The sequence below is a fragment of the Sphingomonas sp. NPDC019816 genome (assembly GCF_050274375.1).
In the GTDB taxonomy this organism is placed as follows: Bacteria; Pseudomonadota; Alphaproteobacteria; order Sphingomonadales; family Sphingomonadaceae; genus Sphingomonas.
On sequence record NZ_JBNNOB010000069.1, the window covers coordinates 1 to 18,323 of the forward strand.

Annotated in this window: 12 protein-coding genes; 8 read left to right on the forward strand and 4 right to left on the reverse strand. The window is 67.5% G+C overall.

Going from position 1 to position 18,323, the window contains the following annotated elements; all coding sequences use genetic code 11:
• The first annotated feature begins 118 nt into the window (after positions 1-118).
• From ACQKJZ_RS11305 to ACQKJZ_RS11330, 6 genes are all read left to right on the forward strand, one after another.
• The gene (locus tag ACQKJZ_RS11305; protein WP_427731167.1) at positions 119-1,900 is read left to right on the forward strand and encodes a M61 family metallopeptidase; all 1,782 of its coding nucleotides are present in this window, start codon (positions 119-121) and stop codon (positions 1,898-1,900) included.
• Between the two features lie 130 nt (positions 1,901-2,030).
• On the forward strand, positions 2,031-2,591 hold the full coding sequence (locus ACQKJZ_RS11310) for a PAS domain-containing protein (protein WP_427731169.1): 561 nt from the start codon (positions 2,031-2,033) through the stop codon (positions 2,589-2,591).
• Positions 2,592-2,637: 46 nt separating this feature from the next.
• Positions 2,638-6,051, forward strand: a complete 3,414-nt coding sequence (locus ACQKJZ_RS11315; protein WP_427731170.1) for a CheR family methyltransferase — start codon at positions 2,638-2,640, stop codon at positions 6,049-6,051.
• Positions 6,044-6,430, forward strand: a complete 387-nt coding sequence (locus ACQKJZ_RS11320; protein ID WP_312489909.1) for a response regulator — start codon at positions 6,044-6,046, stop codon at positions 6,428-6,430. Before ACQKJZ_RS11315 ends, ACQKJZ_RS11320 begins: the two co-directional genes overlap by 8 nt.
• Positions 6,431-6,599: 169 nt before the next feature.
• The gene (locus tag ACQKJZ_RS11325) at positions 6,600-8,213 is read left to right on the forward strand and encodes a family 43 glycosylhydrolase (RefSeq protein ID WP_427731171.1); all 1,614 of its coding nucleotides are present in this window, start codon (positions 6,600-6,602) and stop codon (positions 8,211-8,213) included.
• Complete coding sequence (locus ACQKJZ_RS11330; protein WP_427731172.1) at positions 8,210-10,486, forward strand: family 43 glycosylhydrolase; 2,277 nt, start codon at positions 8,210-8,212, stop codon at positions 10,484-10,486. Before ACQKJZ_RS11325 ends, ACQKJZ_RS11330 begins: the two co-directional genes overlap by 4 nt.
• Here the strand turns inward: ACQKJZ_RS11330 and ACQKJZ_RS11335 are convergent.
• The gene (locus ACQKJZ_RS11335) at positions 10,483-10,923 is read right to left on the reverse strand and encodes a DMT family transporter (protein ID WP_427731173.1); all 441 of its coding nucleotides are present in this window, start codon (positions 10,921-10,923) and stop codon (positions 10,483-10,485) included. The two genes, ACQKJZ_RS11330 and ACQKJZ_RS11335, sit on opposite strands and share 4 nt — an antisense overlap.
• A gap of 34 nt (positions 10,924-10,957) precedes the next feature.
• Entirely contained in the window at positions 10,958-13,012 is a 2,055-nt protein-coding gene (gene recG, locus ACQKJZ_RS11340; RefSeq protein WP_427731174.1) for an ATP-dependent DNA helicase RecG, read from the reverse strand.
• Positions 13,013-13,093: 81 nt separating this feature from the next.
• On the opposite strand from recG, the gene ACQKJZ_RS11345 reads away from it, so the two are divergent.
• Positions 13,094-13,360, forward strand: a complete 267-nt coding sequence (locus tag ACQKJZ_RS11345; protein ID WP_427731175.1) for a succinate dehydrogenase assembly factor 2 — start codon at positions 13,094-13,096, stop codon at positions 13,358-13,360.
• A 153-nt stretch (positions 13,361-13,513) separates the two neighbouring features.
• Positions 13,514-16,981: a transcription-repair coupling factor gene (gene mfd, locus ACQKJZ_RS11350; RefSeq protein WP_427731176.1), complete on the forward strand. Its 3,468-nt coding sequence runs from the start codon at positions 13,514-13,516 to the stop codon at positions 16,979-16,981.
• Positions 16,982-17,026: 45 nt separating this feature from the next.
• Here mfd and ACQKJZ_RS11355 read toward each other — a convergent pair whose 3' ends face one another.
• Together ACQKJZ_RS11355 and ACQKJZ_RS11360 are read right to left on the reverse strand one after the other, a co-directional pair.
• Entirely contained in the window at positions 17,027-17,434 is a 408-nt protein-coding gene (locus ACQKJZ_RS11355; RefSeq protein ID WP_427731177.1) for a YybH family protein, read from the reverse strand.
• 11 nt (positions 17,435-17,445) lie between these two features.
• Positions 17,446-18,323: EAL domain-containing protein (locus ACQKJZ_RS11360; protein WP_427731178.1), on the reverse strand; the 878-nt coding region annotated here is incomplete at its 5' end.

Sequence of the window (18,323 nt, forward strand, 5' to 3'; positions counted from 1 at the left end):
AAGAGAGACAGAACCCCACCCACCACCCCCCCCCCCCTCCTCCCCCCCCCCCCCCCCCAGCCCCGCGGCGGCCTGGTGCCAGACAGGCACGTCTTCCCGTACCGCCGCGTCCCCGGCGGTGGAATATGACATCGCCTTTCCCCGCGCGGAGCACCACGAAGCGCAGGTCAGCGTCACCTATCGCGCGTTGCCGCCCGGGCCGGTGCGGTTCCAGATGGCCCGGTCCTCCCCAGGGCGCTATGCACTCCACGAGTTCGCCAAGAACGTCTATTCGGTGTCGGCGACCGATGGCGCGGGACGTCCGCTGACCGTCACGCGCGACGATCCCTATGGCTGGGGCGTCGCCGGGCATGACGGCACGGTGACGGTCCGCTACACGCTGTTCGGCGATCGCGGCGACGGCACCTATGCGCAGATCGACACCACCCATGCGCATCTGAACACGCCCGCGACCTTCCTCTGGGCGGTCGGACAGGATGCCCGGCCGATCCGCGTCCGCTTCCACCCCGCCGCCGGGTGGCGGGTCGCGACCCAGCTGGTGCCGACCGCCGATCCGGCGGTCTATACCGCGCGCGACCTGCAATATTTCATGGACAGCCCGGTCGAGCTGTCCGCGCACGACATACGCAGCTGGACGGTGATGGACGGCGCCAAGCCCTATACCATCCGCCTGGCGGCGCATCATACGGGCACGCCCGCCGATCTCGACCGCTTCGCCGCGATGGCGCAGAAGGTCGTCGCGCAGGAGATCGCGGTCTTCGGCGCGCCACCACCCTTCGACTATGGCACCTACACCTTCCTGGCCGACTATATTCCCCAGATCAGCGGCGACGGGATGGAGCATCGCAACTCGACGGTCATCAGCACGCCGAGGTCGCTCGCCGACGCGAAGTTCGACCAGATCCAGACGCTGGCCCATGAATTCTTCCACGCCTGGAACGTCGAGCGTATCCGCCCGGCCGAGCTGGAGCCGTTCGATTTCACCCGCGCCAACGCGACGCCGTCCCTCTGGCTGGCCGAAGGGTTCACGCAATATTACGGGCCGCTATCCGTGCTGCGCGCCGGTGAGATGCCGCTCGACGCCTATATCGGGCAATTGTCGGCGACGCTGAACAACCTGCTCAACACGCCCGCGCGGCGATACGGCTCGCCGCAGGAGATGAGCCTGCGTGCGCCGTTCGTCGACGCGGCGCAGTCGATCGATCCGACCAATCCCAACATCTATGTATCCTATTACCCGTACGGCGCGATCATCGCGCTGGCGCTCGACCTGGAACTGCGACAGCGTTTCCCGGCCCTGACGCTCGATGCCTATATGCGCCAGCTGTGGCGGGATTACGGACGGCCGGAGCGCCCCTATCGCCCCGACGATCTGCGGCAGAGCCTGGCCACGCTGACCGGCGACACGGCGTTCGCCGATGGCTTTTTCGCGCGCAGCGTCACGGCGAGCGGCCTGCCGGACTTCGCGCCGCTCCTGGCCCAGGCGGGGTTCACCTTGCGCGCCGCGCATCCCAGGGCGACCTGGGCCGGCATGTCGCCCGTCGTACAGGATGGCGGCCTGACCCTCGCCATGCCGACCCGGCCCGGTACGCCGCTACATGACGCGGGCTTGGACAAGGGTGACGTCATTGTCGCCCTGGACGGCCGGCCCGTGTCGACGTCGGACGAATGGGCCGCCATTCTGGCGCGCCACACCCCGGGCGACCGCGTGCCGATCACCTATCGCGGGCGCGCCGGCGAGCGGCAGGCGACGCTGACCCTCGCCGTCGACCCGACGATGGAGATCGTGGCGAACGAGACGTTGGGCCAGCCTCTGACCAAGGCCCAGCGCCGCTTTCGCGACAGCTGGCTGGGCAGCGCCATTCCCGCCGCTGCGCCATCCACACCAGCCCGCGAATGACCGGATCGGCACGGGAACGTCACGACCGCGCCGAGAGTTGATATAGGTGATGATTTCAGGACCAAACAGGGTGCTGTGCCCTTGCGGCTTGGGGGGAGCCATGCGAATGCGCACCAAGGAGCCTGTTCTAGTGCACGATCTTGCCATTCCGAGCCATCTGGCCGCGTATCTCGACAAATCGCCGATCGCGCTGGCTCTGGCCAGCGCCGGCGATGACAATCCGCTGATCTTCGTCAATCACGGTTTTCGCGAACTGACCGGCTATACGACTGAGGAGGTCGTCGGCCAGAATTGCCGCCTGCTTCAGCGTGACGCCGAGAATGGCGAGGCGCGCGAGCGGATCAGGGAGTTTCTGGCCAATGATCGCCAATTGAACGTACGCACCATGCTGATCAATTTCCGCAAGGACGGATCGCCCTTCGTCAACCTGCTCTACATGTCCAAGCTGCGCCTGCTGGGCGGCGGCATGCCCTATATCTTCGCCTCGCAATTCGATGTCAGCCGGTCGCATCCCGAGCGGCTGTCGGCCTATGATACCGAACTAGGGCGGACGCTGGGGCGGCTGACCCCGATCCTGGCCGAAAGCGGCATAGTCCTGGAGGGGTCGCTCACCGCGATCGCGAACACCGCCTCCACCATCGCCCAAGCCAAGCTGACCCTGTCCGACCTGGACCAGGCGCCGTTTCCATGAGGGCGGCACCACCGCCTGACGGCTTTTCCCCCAGGAGCGTGACAGTATGACCGACAGGGATCGGACCACCCCGTCGGTGCCGGTCGTCGGGATCGGCGCATCGGCGGGCGGGCTGGAGGCGCTCCGCGAGATGTTGACCCCGGCGCAGGCCCCCACGGGCCTCGCCTTCGTGGTCGTCCAGCATCTCGACCCCAATCACGAAAGCATGCTGGCACAACTGCTCGACCGGCACACCAATCTGGAAGTGCGCCAGTGTGAGGGGTCGGAACGGATCGAGGCCGACCGGGTCTATATCATCCCCCCCGGGCGCGGCCTGGCCATTCGCGGCGGCGTGCTGGAACTCACCGATTTCGCCCAGCCGCGTGGGCTGCGCCGACCGATCGACGACTTTTTCTTGTCGCTGGCGGGGGACCAGCAAGCCAACGCCGCGTGCGTCATCCTGTCGGGCACCGGTGCGGATGGCACCACCGGCCTTCGCGCGATCAAGGAGAATGGCGGCGTCGGCGTCGTCCAGCGCCCGGAAAGCGCGCGATATGACGGCATGCCATTGTCGGCGGTGGGCACGGGCCTTGTCGATTTCGTCAAGCCGGCGGGCGAGATCGTCCATTGCCTCCAGGCCTTTTTCGCGCGCCGCAATGGCGAGCCCAGGCATCACGAGGCCGAGGTCGTCGCCGATCATATCGACGATCTGTGCCGCGTGCTGCGCAACGCGGTGGGGCATGACTTCTCGGGCTACAAGCGGACCACCCTGGTCCGCCGGGTCGAGCGGCGGATGCATGTGCTGGGCATCCCCACCGGCGCGGCCTATCTGGCGCGAATCAAGAGCGACTCGGACGAGTGCGAGGCGCTGTTCCGCGACCTGCTGATCAACGTCACGCGTTTCTTCCGCGACTCGGACCTGTTCGAAACGCTGAAGACCAAGGCGATCCTGCCGCTGATCCGTGCCCGCGACCCGGACGAGGATATCCGCATCTGGGTGCCGGGCTGCTCCAGCGGCGAGGAAGCCTATAGCATTGCGATGCTGTTCGCCGAGGCGCTGCGCGAGGCGGGACAGCCGCTGGCGGTGCAGATATTCGCGACCGATATCGACGAACAGATGCTTCAGATCGCGCGCGAGGGCAGCTACCCCGCCGCCGCGCTGGGCGATATCCCGCCGGCCTTTCGTGAACGCTACACGATGCCGCATGCCGAACGGTTCACGATCACCGGGCAGATCCGGGACATGATCCGCTTTTCGAACCACAGCCTGGTCAAGGACCCGCCCTTTTCGCGGATCGACCTGGTATCGTGCCGCAACCTGCTGATCTATTTCGACGATCGCCTGCAGCAATCGGTGCTGCCGCTGCTCCATTATGCGCTGCGACCTGGCGGCTATCTCTTCCTGGGGCCATCCGAAAGCGTCGGGCGCTTCGACCATCTGTTCCCCGCCATCGATGGCCATGCCCGCCTGTTCGAGCGGTCGGCGGCGTCTCCCTCCTACCCCATCGACCTGCCGGGCGCGGCGCATCGTGGACCCCGCCGCCGCGACGAACGCAGCGAGCGCGAGGGGGGGCAGTCCCTGAGTGACGAAACGATCGCGATCCGCCGCATCGTCGACCGCTATGCTCCGCCCAGCATGATCGTCGATCAGGATGGCGGCATCCTGGCGGCGTTCGGCAAGCTCAGCCGTTATTTCAACTTCCCCGTCACCCGCGCGGGCGGGTCCAGCGCGATGACGCTGGCCCGCAGCGGACTGCGCGAGGTCATGGGCCCGATGCTTCGCCAGGCGCGCGACGCGCGCAAGCGGATCGCCGCGCGCGACGTCGCGGTGACGACCGAATATGGCGTGCAGAAGGTCGAGGTCATCTGCGACCCGCTGAACGACGGCTCGCTGCTGTTCCTGTTCCGCGATTCCGCGCCGTTCAGCCCGGTCGAACAGAGCGATCTGGCCGACCTGGAGCCCGGCGACGACCATATCGAGGCGCTTGAGGACGAACTGCGGCTGACGCGCCACCGCCTACGGTCGGCGGTCGAGGAGTTGGAGACCGCGAACGAGGAGCTGAAAAGCTCCAACGAAGAAATGATGTCGATGAACGAGGAGCTTCAATCGACCAACGAGGAGCTGTCGACCGTCAATGACGAGCTGAAGACCAAGGTCGATCAGCTGACCGTCGCCAATGCCGATCTGCGCAATTTCTTCGAATCGACCGATCTGGCGGTGGTCGTGCTCGACAGCGAACTGCGCGTGCGCAGCTACACCGAGGCGGCACGGTCGATCTTCCCGCTTCAGCCGAGCGACCGGGGGCGGCTGCTCGCCGATGTGTCGACGCGGCTGGCGACCACCGATTACCTCGACGGGGCGGCTCGGGTCGCGGCGGGCGGTGCGCAGCAGCAGCAGCGGGTGATGACCCGCGACGGCGAGCGGACCTTGTCGCTGCGCATCCTGCCCTATCGCACCCAGGGCGACGGCATCGACGGCGCGACCCTGGTCCTGACCGACATCACCGATGCGCTCAGCATGGAACGCGCACTCGCCGCCGAGCGGGAGCGGCTGGACCTCGCCATCAAGGCGGGCGGGATCGGCGTGTGGGAGTATCGCGCGGATACGGGCGAATCGATCCTCGACGACATCTGTCGCGAATTGTTCGGCGTGACCGGCGAAGCCGACGCCCATTCACGGCTGTTGTTCGACCGCATCGCCGATGAGGATCGCCCCGCCGTCGAACGCGCCCTGGCCGAAGCGATGGCGACATCCGGCGATTTCGAGACGACCTTCCGGGTCGATGCCGACGGCCGCGAACGCTGGATCAAGGGTTTCGGCCGCGTCATCGCGGACACGCCGCCGCGCATGGTCGGCGTGTCGATCGACGTCACCGCCGAATATGCGATCGCCGAGACGCGCGAGCTGATGCTGCGCGAGATGAACCAGCGGGTGAAGAATCTGTTCGCGATCATCGCCGGTATCGTGTCGGCCGCATCCCGATCGCATGACGATGTCCGCGAGATGGCCGAGGATGTGCGCGAACGCATCGCCACGCTGGGCCGCGCCCACTCGCTGGCATCCCCCGCCGGCGAGCAGCAGTCGATCGGCCTGAAAGCGCTGGTCGAGGCGACGATCGCGCCGTACCGGGGCCAGTCGACCATCGCCATCGATGGCCCGCGCCTGCTGATCGACCGCCGATGTCTGTCGCCGCTGGCTTTGATCCTGCACGAATGGGCGACCAACGCGGTGAAATACGGCGCCTTGGCGACGGATCGGGGGACTTTGGCGATCCGTTGGGCCACCCGCGACGAGCATATCCACCTGGAATGGTGCGAGACCGGCGGCGCGCCGCCCGACGCCGAACCGTCCAAGGGGTTCGGAACCCTGCTGGTCCAGACCTCGTCGCGTCAGCTGGGTGCCAGGTTGGAGCGGGATAGTTCCGACGGACGTTACCTCCTTCGCCTCGTTTTGCCGGATACGGTGTTGTCGCATGACTAAGAACATATTGCTGGTCGAGGACGAGTTCTTCGTCGCGCTGGACCTCCAGACGATCATCGAGGACGGCGGCTACACGGTCGACGGCCCCTATGTCAGCGTGCAGGATGTGCTCGACCATCTCGACGGCGATCACCCGGAGCTGGCCTGTGCGATCCTCGACGTCCGCCTGCGCGACGGCGAGGTCTTTCCCGCCGCCGAACGGCTGCGCGACGCGGGCGTGCCGCTGATCTTCCATTCGGGCCATGCCGACGAACGGGCGTTGCAATCACGCTATCCGGGCGCGGCGGTGTGCGGCAAGCCATGTTCGCCGTCCCTGCTGCGCCGGACCCTGTCGATGGCGGTCGCTGGACCCGACGAGACCGATCGCGCCGCGAGCTGATCGGCTCCCACTGCCGAACGCGCTTTACTTGTATGACTAAATAGCCGAGACTTCCCGCCATCAAAACGGGCGGGGAGAGGATATGCACGCGCGACAAGAGAGCAGGCACGCCGGGCGGCGTGGCGGCAGCATGCGGCGATGGGCGGCGGCGCTTGCGCTGGCGGCCCCCATGCTGGCAACATACACGCCGACCATTGCTCAGACATCTTCCACGAGCCTTCCGCGAAGCGTCGCCGATGCCTTGCGACGCGATCCGGCGCTCGCCACGCCTCTGCTGGGCAGCGTGACCTTGCCGGACACCGCCGCCGACCTGACCGCCTTCGCCGCCATGCCCGGTGCCCGGGACGTTTCGATACGCTGGCAGTCGTCCGATCCATCGATCCTCTCGGACACCGATCGCGGTGGCGGGGACGATGTGATCCGCAAGGGCGCGGTCCGGCGCGACGCGCGCGATCATCGGGTCCGCTTGACCGCGCGGATCACCGCGCCGGGCGTCAAACCAGTGATCGTGCCCTTCGACCTGCGTGTTCCCGCCAGGCCGATGCGAGATCCCATGACCGCTTATCTCTTCGTCTATTTCACCGCCAACACGATCGAGGGTGAGAAGATCCGCTTCGCCACTTCCGACGGGAACAACGCGTTGCAGTGGAAGGCGCTGAACGACGCGCAGCCGATCCTGGAATCGACGATGGGCACACGTGGCCTGCGCGACCCCTTCATCCTGCGTTCGGCGGAGGGTGATCGCTTCTACCTTCTCGCGACGGACCTGTCGGCAGCGCGGACGGGATGGGACAAGGCGACCGAGAATGGCAGCCAGTATCTGGAGGTCTGGGAATCGACCGATCTCATCCATTGGGGGCAGCAGCGGCACGTCAAGGTCAATACCCCCGCCGCCGGCATGACCTGGGCCCCCGAGGCGCATTATGATCCGACCATCGACGCCTATGTCGTCTATTGGACCTCCACCCTGTTCGACGATCCCGCGCACAAGCGCAACGACGGCAATGGCGCGCAGATCCTGACATCGACGACGCGCGATTTCCGTCACTTCACCACGCCCCGCCCCTGGTTCAAGGCCGCCGACCTGCCCTTCCTGGTCAAGGACAAGGGCATGATCGATTCCACCGTCCTGAAGGACGGCGATTACTATTATCGCTTCACCAAGGTGTCGGAGGCGTCGGGATGCCCGTCGTCCGACATCATGGGCCAACGTTCCCGTTCGTTGCGCGCGACGACCGCGTCGGGGGCGTGGGAGACCATCGACCGCTGCATCGGCCGGCGTGCCGGCACGCCCGAGGTGGAAGGCCCCAGCGTCTTCGCCGCCAATCCCGGCGACACCAGCGGCTTTCGCTATTTCCTGTGGGTCGATGATTATGGTGGCAAGGGTTACATCCCGCTGGCGACCAACTCGCTGACCCCGCCGATCCGCTGGACCTATCCCAAGGATTTCCACCTGCCCGCCTCTCCGCGCCACGGGTCGGTGCTGTCGATCACCGCGCGCGAGCGGGATGCGCTGGCGGCGCGCTGGAATCGCGCCTTGCTGGTGACCGCCATCGCGCCGGTTTCGGTCACGCTGCCCGACGCGCGCGCGGCGATCGCGCTGCCCGCGACGGTGGAGGCGACCTTCGCCGATGGTCATGTCGCCCCCGTGGGTGTCACCTGGCAGGCACCCGATCGATCGCGGCTGAAGCGTGCCGGGGACAGCGTGACGATCAGGGGCCAGCTGGCGAATAGCGCGGCGACCCCGGCGATAGCGCAGGTCCGTGTCGGCCCCGCGCGATGAGCGGGGCCGTCCTGCGTTCGCTATTGTGCCTGGCGACGGCGATACCCGTGACGGCATCGCCGTTACCCGCCGCCGACCGGGTGGCCGCCCCCGCATCCGACGATTGGATCGTCCCCCCCGTCATCGCCTCTGGAACCGCACTTCCCATGCCCCCAGGCCCGCCGATCCGCTGGTCGGCCGACCGCGAGGTTCTCGTTGGCGACCGGCTGGTCAGCCGGGGCCCGGCACCCGTGGTCGTTCGGCTGACGGGGCGGCGGATCGCCCCCGGCGGCGCATCGGTCACGAAGACCTTCACCGTCACGTTGCTCGGCCGCGATGCCTATCGCCTGCGGGCCTATACGCGCACCCCGACGAACGCGCACGATGCCAACCAGCCGATCATCGCGCGCGCGCTGCATCTGGCGATGGGCCGCGAACCGAAAAGCCCGGTTCCGCTCAACGGCGATTACGGCATCGTCTTTCCGATCGGTGACTATGTCGGTGTCGACCGCGTCGCGCATCGTGGGTTGTCCCAGCCGTCATTGTTCCATTTCGCCGATGGCAGCCTGGGCGTCATCGCCACGCGCGTCCTGCCGGATGGCACCGCCGATGCCTCGCAGGCGTCCAGCGCCGTCGTCTTCAAAAGCGACCCGGCGAGCCCTGCGGATTTTGTCGAACTCGGCCTGATAGATCTGCGGACGAGCGATGGGGTCGACAGCCCGCGCGCGCTATGGGACTCCTCGGCACGTCGCTATCTGATCGCTTGGCGGGATCGCCATGGCGGGGCGCGCTGGACCAGCGTCAAGGACCTCGCCCGAACGGAACGGACCGCCACCCCTTTCTACCCCGAACATGGCGGCCGCAGATCGCGGATCGCCAGCGATGGGAATGTCGGCGTGCCGCAGACGGGCGCACCGATCGCCGCCGCCGCCACCCTGCCGATCGATGCGCGGACCGCCGCCGCGCTTGCCGCACGTTACGGCCGGATCGTCAACGTCCGCAGCGAGGTCGCCGCGCGATGGGTGACGGCGGGTACGGATTTGTCGTCCGTTCGGGCGACCCTGACCTATTCGGATGGTTCGACCGCCGATCGTGCGGTCGATTGGAACGCCGCCGACCTGGCGCGGGCGGCCAAGCCCGGCACCTATGTCATTCGCGGCACGATCCGTCAGCGGCGCTATCCGGCGATCTTTGCCTATAACCGCGCCGATCCGGTCATCCACCGCTATGTGCAGGGCGGCCGCACCCGCTATCTGTTCATCGCCACCGACGATACCGGCAACGACAATGTCGGCTCGCCGCATCTGCCCATCCGTGTCGCCGACAGCATCGCCGCGCTGGCCGACGATCAGGGCGGACGCGCGCGCGAGGTCGACCTTCTCAACCGTCTCACCCGGCGTGATCGAACGGTGGAGGGGCGGGTCATCGCCGGCTGCTACTGGGCACCTGAACTGCACGAGATCGGTGGCCGCCTCTCCATCCTGTTCGCGCCCTGCTTCAACCCCAGGGACGAAGGGTCGAATGTCGGCGGCGCCTGGAACACGGTCGCCTCGCATATCATGCAGCTTCGCCCCGGCGGCGATCCGGCCGATCCCGCCGATTGGTCGCGCCCCGCCGCCATCCTGAAGCAGGACGGCACGCCGCTTGGCCGCGAGGGCTTTGCCCGCAACATCAGCCTCGACATGTCCTATTACGAGTCCGGGGGTCGGGCCTTTTATACATGGTCGCAGCGTTACCTGACCGACAGCGGACCGATGGGCGATCCGCTCACCTGGAGCGCGCGCGTCAATCCGGCGCACCCGACGCGACTGCTATCGGCACCCAAGCCGATCATCGCGCCGACCCGATCCTTCGAGGAGAACCTGTCCGAAGGCGCCTTCGCCATCCATCATGGCGGCCGCATCCACCTGATCTATTCCAGCTCGGGGGTCAGCCCGACCTACGTCGTCGGCGGGGCCTGGGCACCCGAGGGCGCCGACCTGACCGACATCGACAGCTGGCACAAATGGTCCGCGCCGCTCCAGCATAGCCAGCCGATGCCGCCGGGCGTCACCGATTATCGGCGTTACGAACAGGGGCCGGGCCACGGCGCGTTCACCACGGACGAGGACGGCAACCTCCTCTATGTCTATCACAGCTGGGGCGACGGTGTGGGCGGCAACGGCCGGGACACGCGGGTCCGTCGCGTCCACTGGGCGGCGGACGGACACCCCGTGCTCGCCATGACCGAGGAGGAGGAGGTCGCCCCCGCCAACCGCCAGGTGACGATGCGGGTGACGGTCCGGCGGCGTTAACCCCGGCGGACGATCACCGCGCCGAGGATGGCGAGCGCCACGCCGACCAGCTTGCCCGCCGTCACCGGCTCGACCCGGACGCCGAACAGCCCGAATTGATCGACCACCAGCGCCGCCACCAGCTGGCTGGCGATCGCCGCCGTCAGCGCCACCGAAATGCCGAGGCGCGGCGCGGCATAGGCCAGCACGGCGACGAACCCCGCGCCATAGAAACCGCCCAGCCACGCCCAGCCCGGCGCGCCTTTCAACGCCGCCGGGCTGGTCCGGTCGATCGCCGCCCAGACGATCGCCAGCACCACCGTGCCGATCAGGAACGAGGTCAGCGCCGCCAGCACCACCGACCCGGACGCCTTGGCCAGTGCGGCATTGGTCGGCGGCTGGATCGCAAGGCCCAGGCCCGCGATCAGGACGAGAATGAGTGGAAGGATCGCTGCCATATCGGCGGACCCAACGCTGGGAGCGCTACTTCGTTCAGCCGGATCGCAGCAGCGCCACGCCCGCGTCGCGTTCGAACAGATACAGCGCCGTGCGCGCCGCCTGTCCGCGCGGGGCCTCCAGCCCACCATCGCGGTCGATCAGCAGCCGCGCGTCGTCCTGCGCACATTGCATCAGGTCGGCCATATTCTCAGGGGTAGCGAGCCGAAACGCCATCTCCCCCGATTGCCGCGTGCCTAGCAGTTCGCCTGCCCCGCGCAGACGCAAATCCTCCTCGGCGATGCGGAAGCCGTCATTGGTCTCGCGCATCAGGGCGAGGCGCGCGCGCGACGTCTCCGACAAATGCGAACCGCGCAGCAACAGGCACCGCGACAGCCCCCCGCCCCGCCCGACGCGGCCGCGCAACTGGTGGAGCTGCGCCAGACCGAAGCGGTCGGCATGTTCGATCACGATCAGCGTCGCGTTGGGCACGTCCACACCTACCTCGATCACCGTCGTCGCGACCAGCACGCCCAGCCGCCCGCCCGCGAACGCCTCCATGACGGCGTCCTTTTCGGCGGGCTTCATCTTGCCATGCACCAGCCCGACCCGCGCTCCGAATCGAGCGCGCAGCGTCTCGGCGCGCATCTCGGCGGCGGCAAGGTCGGACTTTTCGCTCTCCTCGACCAGCGGACACACCCAGTAAGCCTGCCCCCCATCCGACAGATGCCGACCGAGCGCATTGACCACTTCGTCCAGCCGATCTTCGGACACCACCCGCGTCTCGATCGGCTGGCGGCCCGGCGGCATTTCGTCCAGCCGGCTGACATCCATCTCGCCGTAATTGGCCAGCGTCAGCGTGCGCGGGATCGGCGTCGCGGTCATGGCGAGGAGGTGCGGCGGGGCCTTGCCCTTGGCCGACAGCATCATCCGCTGTGCCACACCAAACCGGTGCTGTTCGTCCACCACCACCAGCGCCAGGTCACGGTACGTCACGGTTTCCTGGAAGATGGCGTGGGTCCCGACCAGAATGTCGATCTCGCCCGCCGCCAGCGCCATCAGCGTCGCCTCCCGCGCCTTGCCCTTGTCGCGGCCGGTCAGCACCGCGATCTCCAGCGGCAAGCCGGCCAGCGTCTTGCGCAGCGTCTCATAATGCTGGCGCGCAAGGATTTCGGTCGGGGCCAACATCGCCGCCTGCGCCCCCGCCTCGACCGCGATCAGCATCGCCATCGCCGCGACCAAGGTCTTGCCCGCGCCCACGTCACCCTGGAGCAGTCGCAGCATCGGCGCGTCCTGCGCCAGATCGCCCTCGATCTCGCGCACCGTCCGGCTCTGCGCGCCGGTCAGCGTATAGGGCAGCTTGAGCATGTCGCGCAGGCGCCCGTCGCCGTTGAGCGCCCGCCCCCGCCGCTTGCGGGTATCCGCGCGGACCAAGGTCATCGCCAGTTGGTTGGCGAATACCTCGTCATAACCCAGCCGCTCGCGCGCCTTGGCATCCGCCGGGTCGGCATGGACACGGGCAAGCGCTTCCCGCCAGTCAGGCCAGCCGCGCTGCGCCTTCAGCCCCGGCTCGATCCATTCGGGCAGTTCGGGCGAACGCTCGACCGCCTGCGTCGCCAGCGCGCCCAGCCGCCGCGAGGTGATCCCCTCCGACAGCGGATAGATCGCCTCGCGCTCGCGAAACCCCTCCGCGCTGTCGCCCAGATCGGGATGGACGATCTGCAGATCCTGACCGTACAGGTCGAGGCGGCCTGAGACGACCTTGGTCTCGCCGATCGGTAGCAGCTTCTTCACCCAGCCCGAGTTACCGCCGAAATAGACCAGCGCCACGCTATTACCCGCCGCATCCTCGGCGCGCACCCGCGTCGGCCCGCGTGGGGACGAGGAGACGCGGTGTTCCTTCACCGTGAGCGGTATCGAAATCACCCGCCCCGCATCCGCCACCATCAGCTCGTCGCGCGGGAAACGGTCGATATGGCCGGTCGGCAGATGAAAGGCGACATCGACCACGCGCGCGATGCGCAGCCGCTCCAAAGGCTTGGCGAGACCGGGCCCGACGCCTTTCAGCGACGTGACCTCGGCGAACAGCGGATTGAGGATATCGGGACGCATGACTAGATGGGTGCGTATAGCCTCAAGCCCCCGCACGCCGCCAGAGCGTCTCGGGCCTTATTCTCGTTGGATCGGAACCCCATGGACCACGAAACCCGTATCAAGCGCCTCCGCTTCCGCGCCTGGCATCGCGGCACCAAGGAAGCCGATCTGATGATCGGCGGCTTTTTCGATGCGCATCACGAGACGCTGTCGGCGGACGAACTCGACTGGTTCGAGGCGCTGCTGGAGGAACAGGATGTCGACATCATGGCCTGGGCGATCGGGACACAGCCTTGTCCGCCTGAGTGGGACGGCCCGGTGATGCAGCGGATGCGCGCGCTTAATTTCGTGCCGATCGCGCGCTGACCCCATAGCCGTCGCCCCAGCGCAGGCTGGGGCCTTTGGCGTACCTTACACCCTTGCCGCCAGAGAACCCGGTCTTCGCCGGGATGACGGCATGAGGGGCCATTTTCTCCGCCGCGCGTTAGGTTTTGTCGCCTGGCTCAATCCCGGAACCCCATGCCCGATATCAAGACGATCCTGTCCGCCAAGAGCCCGCTGACCCTGTCGGGCGTTCCGGCGGGGTTCCTGCCGGTGCTGCTCGCCGATCTCGCCCGCGCCGCGACGACGCGCGCGGTGTTCATCTGTGCCGACGAAGCTCAGATGCGCGAGCTGGCCTCGACCGCGACCTATTTCGCGCCGGAGCTGGAGATATTGCAGATCCCGGCATGGGACTGCCTGCCCTATGACCGCGCCTCGCCGACCTTACGAGTCATGGCCGAGCGGATCGCAGGGCTGCACCGGCTACAGGCCAAGCCGAAGACGGCGCAGCTGGTCCTGACCACCGCCAACGCCGCCACTCAGCGCGTACTGACCCCGTTCCGCATCCGGCAACTGGTCGCGCGGCTGGCACCGGGCGAGCGGATCGGGCTGGAGAAGCTGTCCGCGCTGCTCCAGGCCAACGGATATGTCCGTACCGAGACGGTGCACGACCAGGGCGAGTTCGCGGTGCGCGGCGGGTTGGTCGATCTGTTCCCCAGCGGCGAGGAACAGGCGCTGCGGCTCGACTTCTTCGGCGACGAGATCGAGAGCGTCCGCACCTTCGACCCCGCCGACCAGCGGACGACGGGGCGGATTGACGGCTTCACCCTGCTCCCCGCGTCCGAGGCGCTGCTCGACGAGGAATCGATCAAGCGCTTCCGCACCCGCTACCGCGAAACCTTCGGCGCGACGGCGACCGGCGACCCGCTGTATCAGGCGGTGTCGGAGGGGCGGCGCATGGCGGGCATGGAGCATTGGCTGCCGCTGTTTGAGGATAAGCTGTCGAGCCTGTTCGACCATCTCGGCGACGGCGCGGTCGTGGTGCGCGACAATGGCGTGGCGGCGGCGGCCAGCGGGCGGTTCGAGGCGGTAGCCGACTATTACGAGAACCGCAAGCGTGCCGAGGCCGCACAACCGGGCAGTTTCCGCCCCCTGCCCGCCAAGGCGCTCTACCTTGCGCACAAGGAATGGGACGAAGGGCTGGAGACCGCGACCGCGCATCTCGCATCGCCGTTTCACGAGCCCGAAAGCGCGACCGTCCTCGATTTCGAGGTCGACGGCGCGCGCGACTTCGCGCCCGAACGCGCCGCGCACGCCAATATCTATGAGGCGGTGGTCGATCACGTCGAGGCCCTGCGCAAGGAAGGCCGCAAGCCCGTTCTCGCCAGCTATTCTGTCGGCGCGCGCGAGCGGCTCGGCAGCCTGCTGAAGGATCACGGGCTGAAGGGTGCCAAGGCCGCCGAGACCTGGCAGGAAGCGCTGGGCATCGCCGATACGTCGAAGAGCTTCGGCGTCGCGCTGGTCGTGCTGCCGCTCGACCATGGCTTCACTGCGCCGGGCATCGCGGTGCTGACCGAGCAGGACATGCTGGGCGACCGGCTGATCCGGCGGCAGAAGCGGCGCAAATCGGCCGACGCGTTCCTCGCCGAACTCGCGACACTCTCGCCCGGCGATCTGGTCGTGCACTCGGACCACGGCATCGGCCGCTATGAGGGGCTGACCTCGATCCCGGTCGGCAAGAGCCCGCATGACTGTGTCGCTTTGTCCTATGCGGGCGGCGACAAGCTCTACGTTCCGGTCGAGAACCTGGAAGTCCTGACCCGCTACGGCTCGGGCGAGGACGGCGCGACGCTCGACCGTCTCGGCGGCGAGGCGTGGCAGCGCCGCAAGGCGAAGATGAAGGAGCGCATCCGCGAGATCGCGGGTGAGCTGATCGCCACCGCCGCCGAACGCGCCCTGCGCCCCGGCGAGGTGGCCGAGCCCGACAGCGCGGGCTATCCGGCGTTCGTCGACCGCTTCCCGTACGAGGAAACCGATGATCAGGACCGGGCGATCGACGATGTGCTGGGCGACCTGACCGCTGGCAAGCCGATGGACCGACTGATCGTCGGCGATGTCGGCTTCGGCAAGACCGAGGTCGCTTTGCGCGCCGCCTTCGTCGCGGCGATGGCGGGGATGCAGGTGGCGGTCGTCTGCCCCACCACGCTGCTCGCGCGCCAGCACTACAACAACTTCGTGGCGCGGTTCGAAGGCTTCCCGATCAAGATCGGCCGCCTTTCCCGTCTCGTCACCGCCACCGAGGCCAAGCGGACCAAGGACGGCGCGGCGTCGGGCGATATCGACATCGTCGTCGGCACCCATGCGCTGCTGGCCAAGAGCGTCGAGTTCAAGCGCCTCGGCCTCGTCATCGTCGACGAGGAACAGCGATTCGGCGTGACGCACAAGGAGCGGCTGAAGGCGCTGAAGGCCGACGTCCATATGTTGACGCTGACCGCGACGCCGATCCCGCGCACGTTGCAAATGGCGATGTCGGGCCTGCGCGAGCTGTCGGTGATCCAGACGCCGCCGGTCGATCGCCTCGCGGTGCGCACCTATGTCATGCCCTGGGACCCGGTGGTGCTGCGCGAGGCGCTGCTGCGCGAACATTATCGCGGCGGACAAAGCTTCCTAGTCACCCCGCGCGTCGCCGATCTGCCGGACATCGAGGAGTATCTGCGCAAGGAAGTGCCCGAGGTCCGCTACGTCGTCGCGCACGGCCAGATGTCGGCCACCGAGGTCGAGGAGCGCATGTCCGCCTTCTACGACCGCAAGTTCGAGGTGCTGGTGTCGACCACCATCATCGAGAGCGGCATCGACATCCCATCCGCCAACACGATGATCGTCAACCGCGCCGACCGCTTCGGCCTGGCCCAGCTTTACCAGCTGCGCGGGCGGGTCGGTCGGTCGAAGACGCGCGCCTATGCCTATATGGTGACGCCGCCGGAGCGGATGATGACCGAGGCGGCGGAGAAGCGATTGAAGGTGCTGTCCGATCTCGACTCACTGGGCGCGGGGTTCCAGCTGGCCAGCCATGATCTCGACATTCGCGGGGCGGGCAATCTGCTCGGCGACGAACAGTCGGGGCATATCAAGGAAGTCGGCTACGAACTCTACCAGTCGATGCTGGAAGAGGCGATCCTGGAGGCCAAGGCGGGTGGCGCGTTCGAGAAGAAGCGCGACTTCTCGCCCCAGATCACCGTCGACGCGCCCATCCTGATCCCGGACGATTACGTCCCCGATCTCGACCTGCGCATGGGGCTGTATCGTCGCCTCAACGACCTGGAAAAGCATCAGGAGGTGGAGGAATTCGCCGCAGAGATGATCGACCGTTTCGGCCCGCTGCCCGAGGCGACCGACAACCTCATCCAGGTCATCAAGATCAAGCTGAACGCGAAGAAGGCGTGCATCGCCAAGATGGATGTCGGCCCGCGCGGCGTGCTGGTCGCGTTCCACGACAATCGCCCGCCCAATGTCGACGGGCTGTTCGCCTATGTCGAACGGCTGGGCGAGCTCGCCAAGCTGCGGCCCGACGGCAAGCTGGTGCTCAACCGCGCCTGGCCGGACGCCAAGGCACGGCTGCACGGTGCGCTGCAACTGTCGAAGGGATTGGCGAAAGCGGCGGGGTGACCCCGACACCTCCCCAGGCACGGATCGCTTGGGGAGGAACGCGCGTCAGCTGCTATGGTCGGTCAGGATCTTCCAGCCATCGCCGCGACGCTCGAAGACCAGCGTCGTCATCCCGCTCTCCATCTTGGCGCCACCGGACAGCGTCCAGCGCGCGAACAGGATGCGCCGTTCGCCGATGCGCTTCAGGCCCAGGAAATCGAAGTGGAGCCGGCCTCGGCTGTTGCCACCATCGGTAAAGCTCTTGCGGTAACTATCCGCGATGGCCGGCTTTCCCTGGATCAGGCCCTTGCTCCCGACGAAGACCGCATCGGGTGCATAGATCGCCATGAAGCGGTCCAGACCGCCGTCATTCCACGCGGCCGCGCTCGCCAGCATGGCCGCACGGATACCGGCCTCCGCCGGATCGGACGCGGGCGCCGGGCTCGCCTGCGCGGCCAGGGGAAGCAGCATCATCGCTGCCATCGTCACGCCGCGCATTGTATCTCCTCCTCGACCATCGCGACCAGCGCGTCCTCCTCCAGGCCGCCGGCGCGCAGGAAACCCTGATAGGTCTCGCACCCCAGCTGTCCGAGCAGATGCGCCTGTTCGGCGGTCTCCACCCCTTCGGCGACGATGCCCAGCCCCAGCTGTCCCGCGATCTGGATGACGCCGCGCACGACGATCCGTTCGCGGTCCGCGCCATCGATATGCGAGACCAGCGCGCGGTCGATCTTGATGTAATCGACCGGCAGCCCGGTCAGATAGACGAGGCTGGAATAGCCGGTCCCGAAATCGTCGATCGCCACCCGCACGCCCGCACCACGCAGCTGGTCGAGCACCCTGGCCGCGCGATCGAGCTCGACGATCAGCCCGGTTTCGATGATCTCGACGGTCAGCTGCTCCAGGGGAAAGCCGCTTGCCGCCACCCGGTCGAGAAACAGCTGCACGAAGCCCGCACGTGCGACATCGGCGGCGGTGACGTTGATCGACAACCGCAGGTGCGACAGGCTGGTCGGCCAGTGCGCGGCGCGTTGCAGCGCGATCTGCTGGATATGATCGGACAGCGCCAGCCCCAGATCGGCGCGTTCGGCGGCGGCGAACAGCGGATCGGCACCCAGCGGCCCCAGCGTCGGATGGCGCCAGCGCGCCAGCGCCTCGACGCCGGTGATCCGCCCGGTCTTGATCGACACCTGCGGCTGAAAGACGATGTCGATTTCCCCGCGTTCGATCGCGTGGTGCAGATCGGCGCCCAGCAGGTCGAGCGGCGCGACATTGCCCGGATGAGCGAAGCGCAGCATCGCGCCGTCGCTGGCGCGCGCCTGGCCCAGCGCCTCACCCGCACGGGCCAACAGCGTGCCGGGCC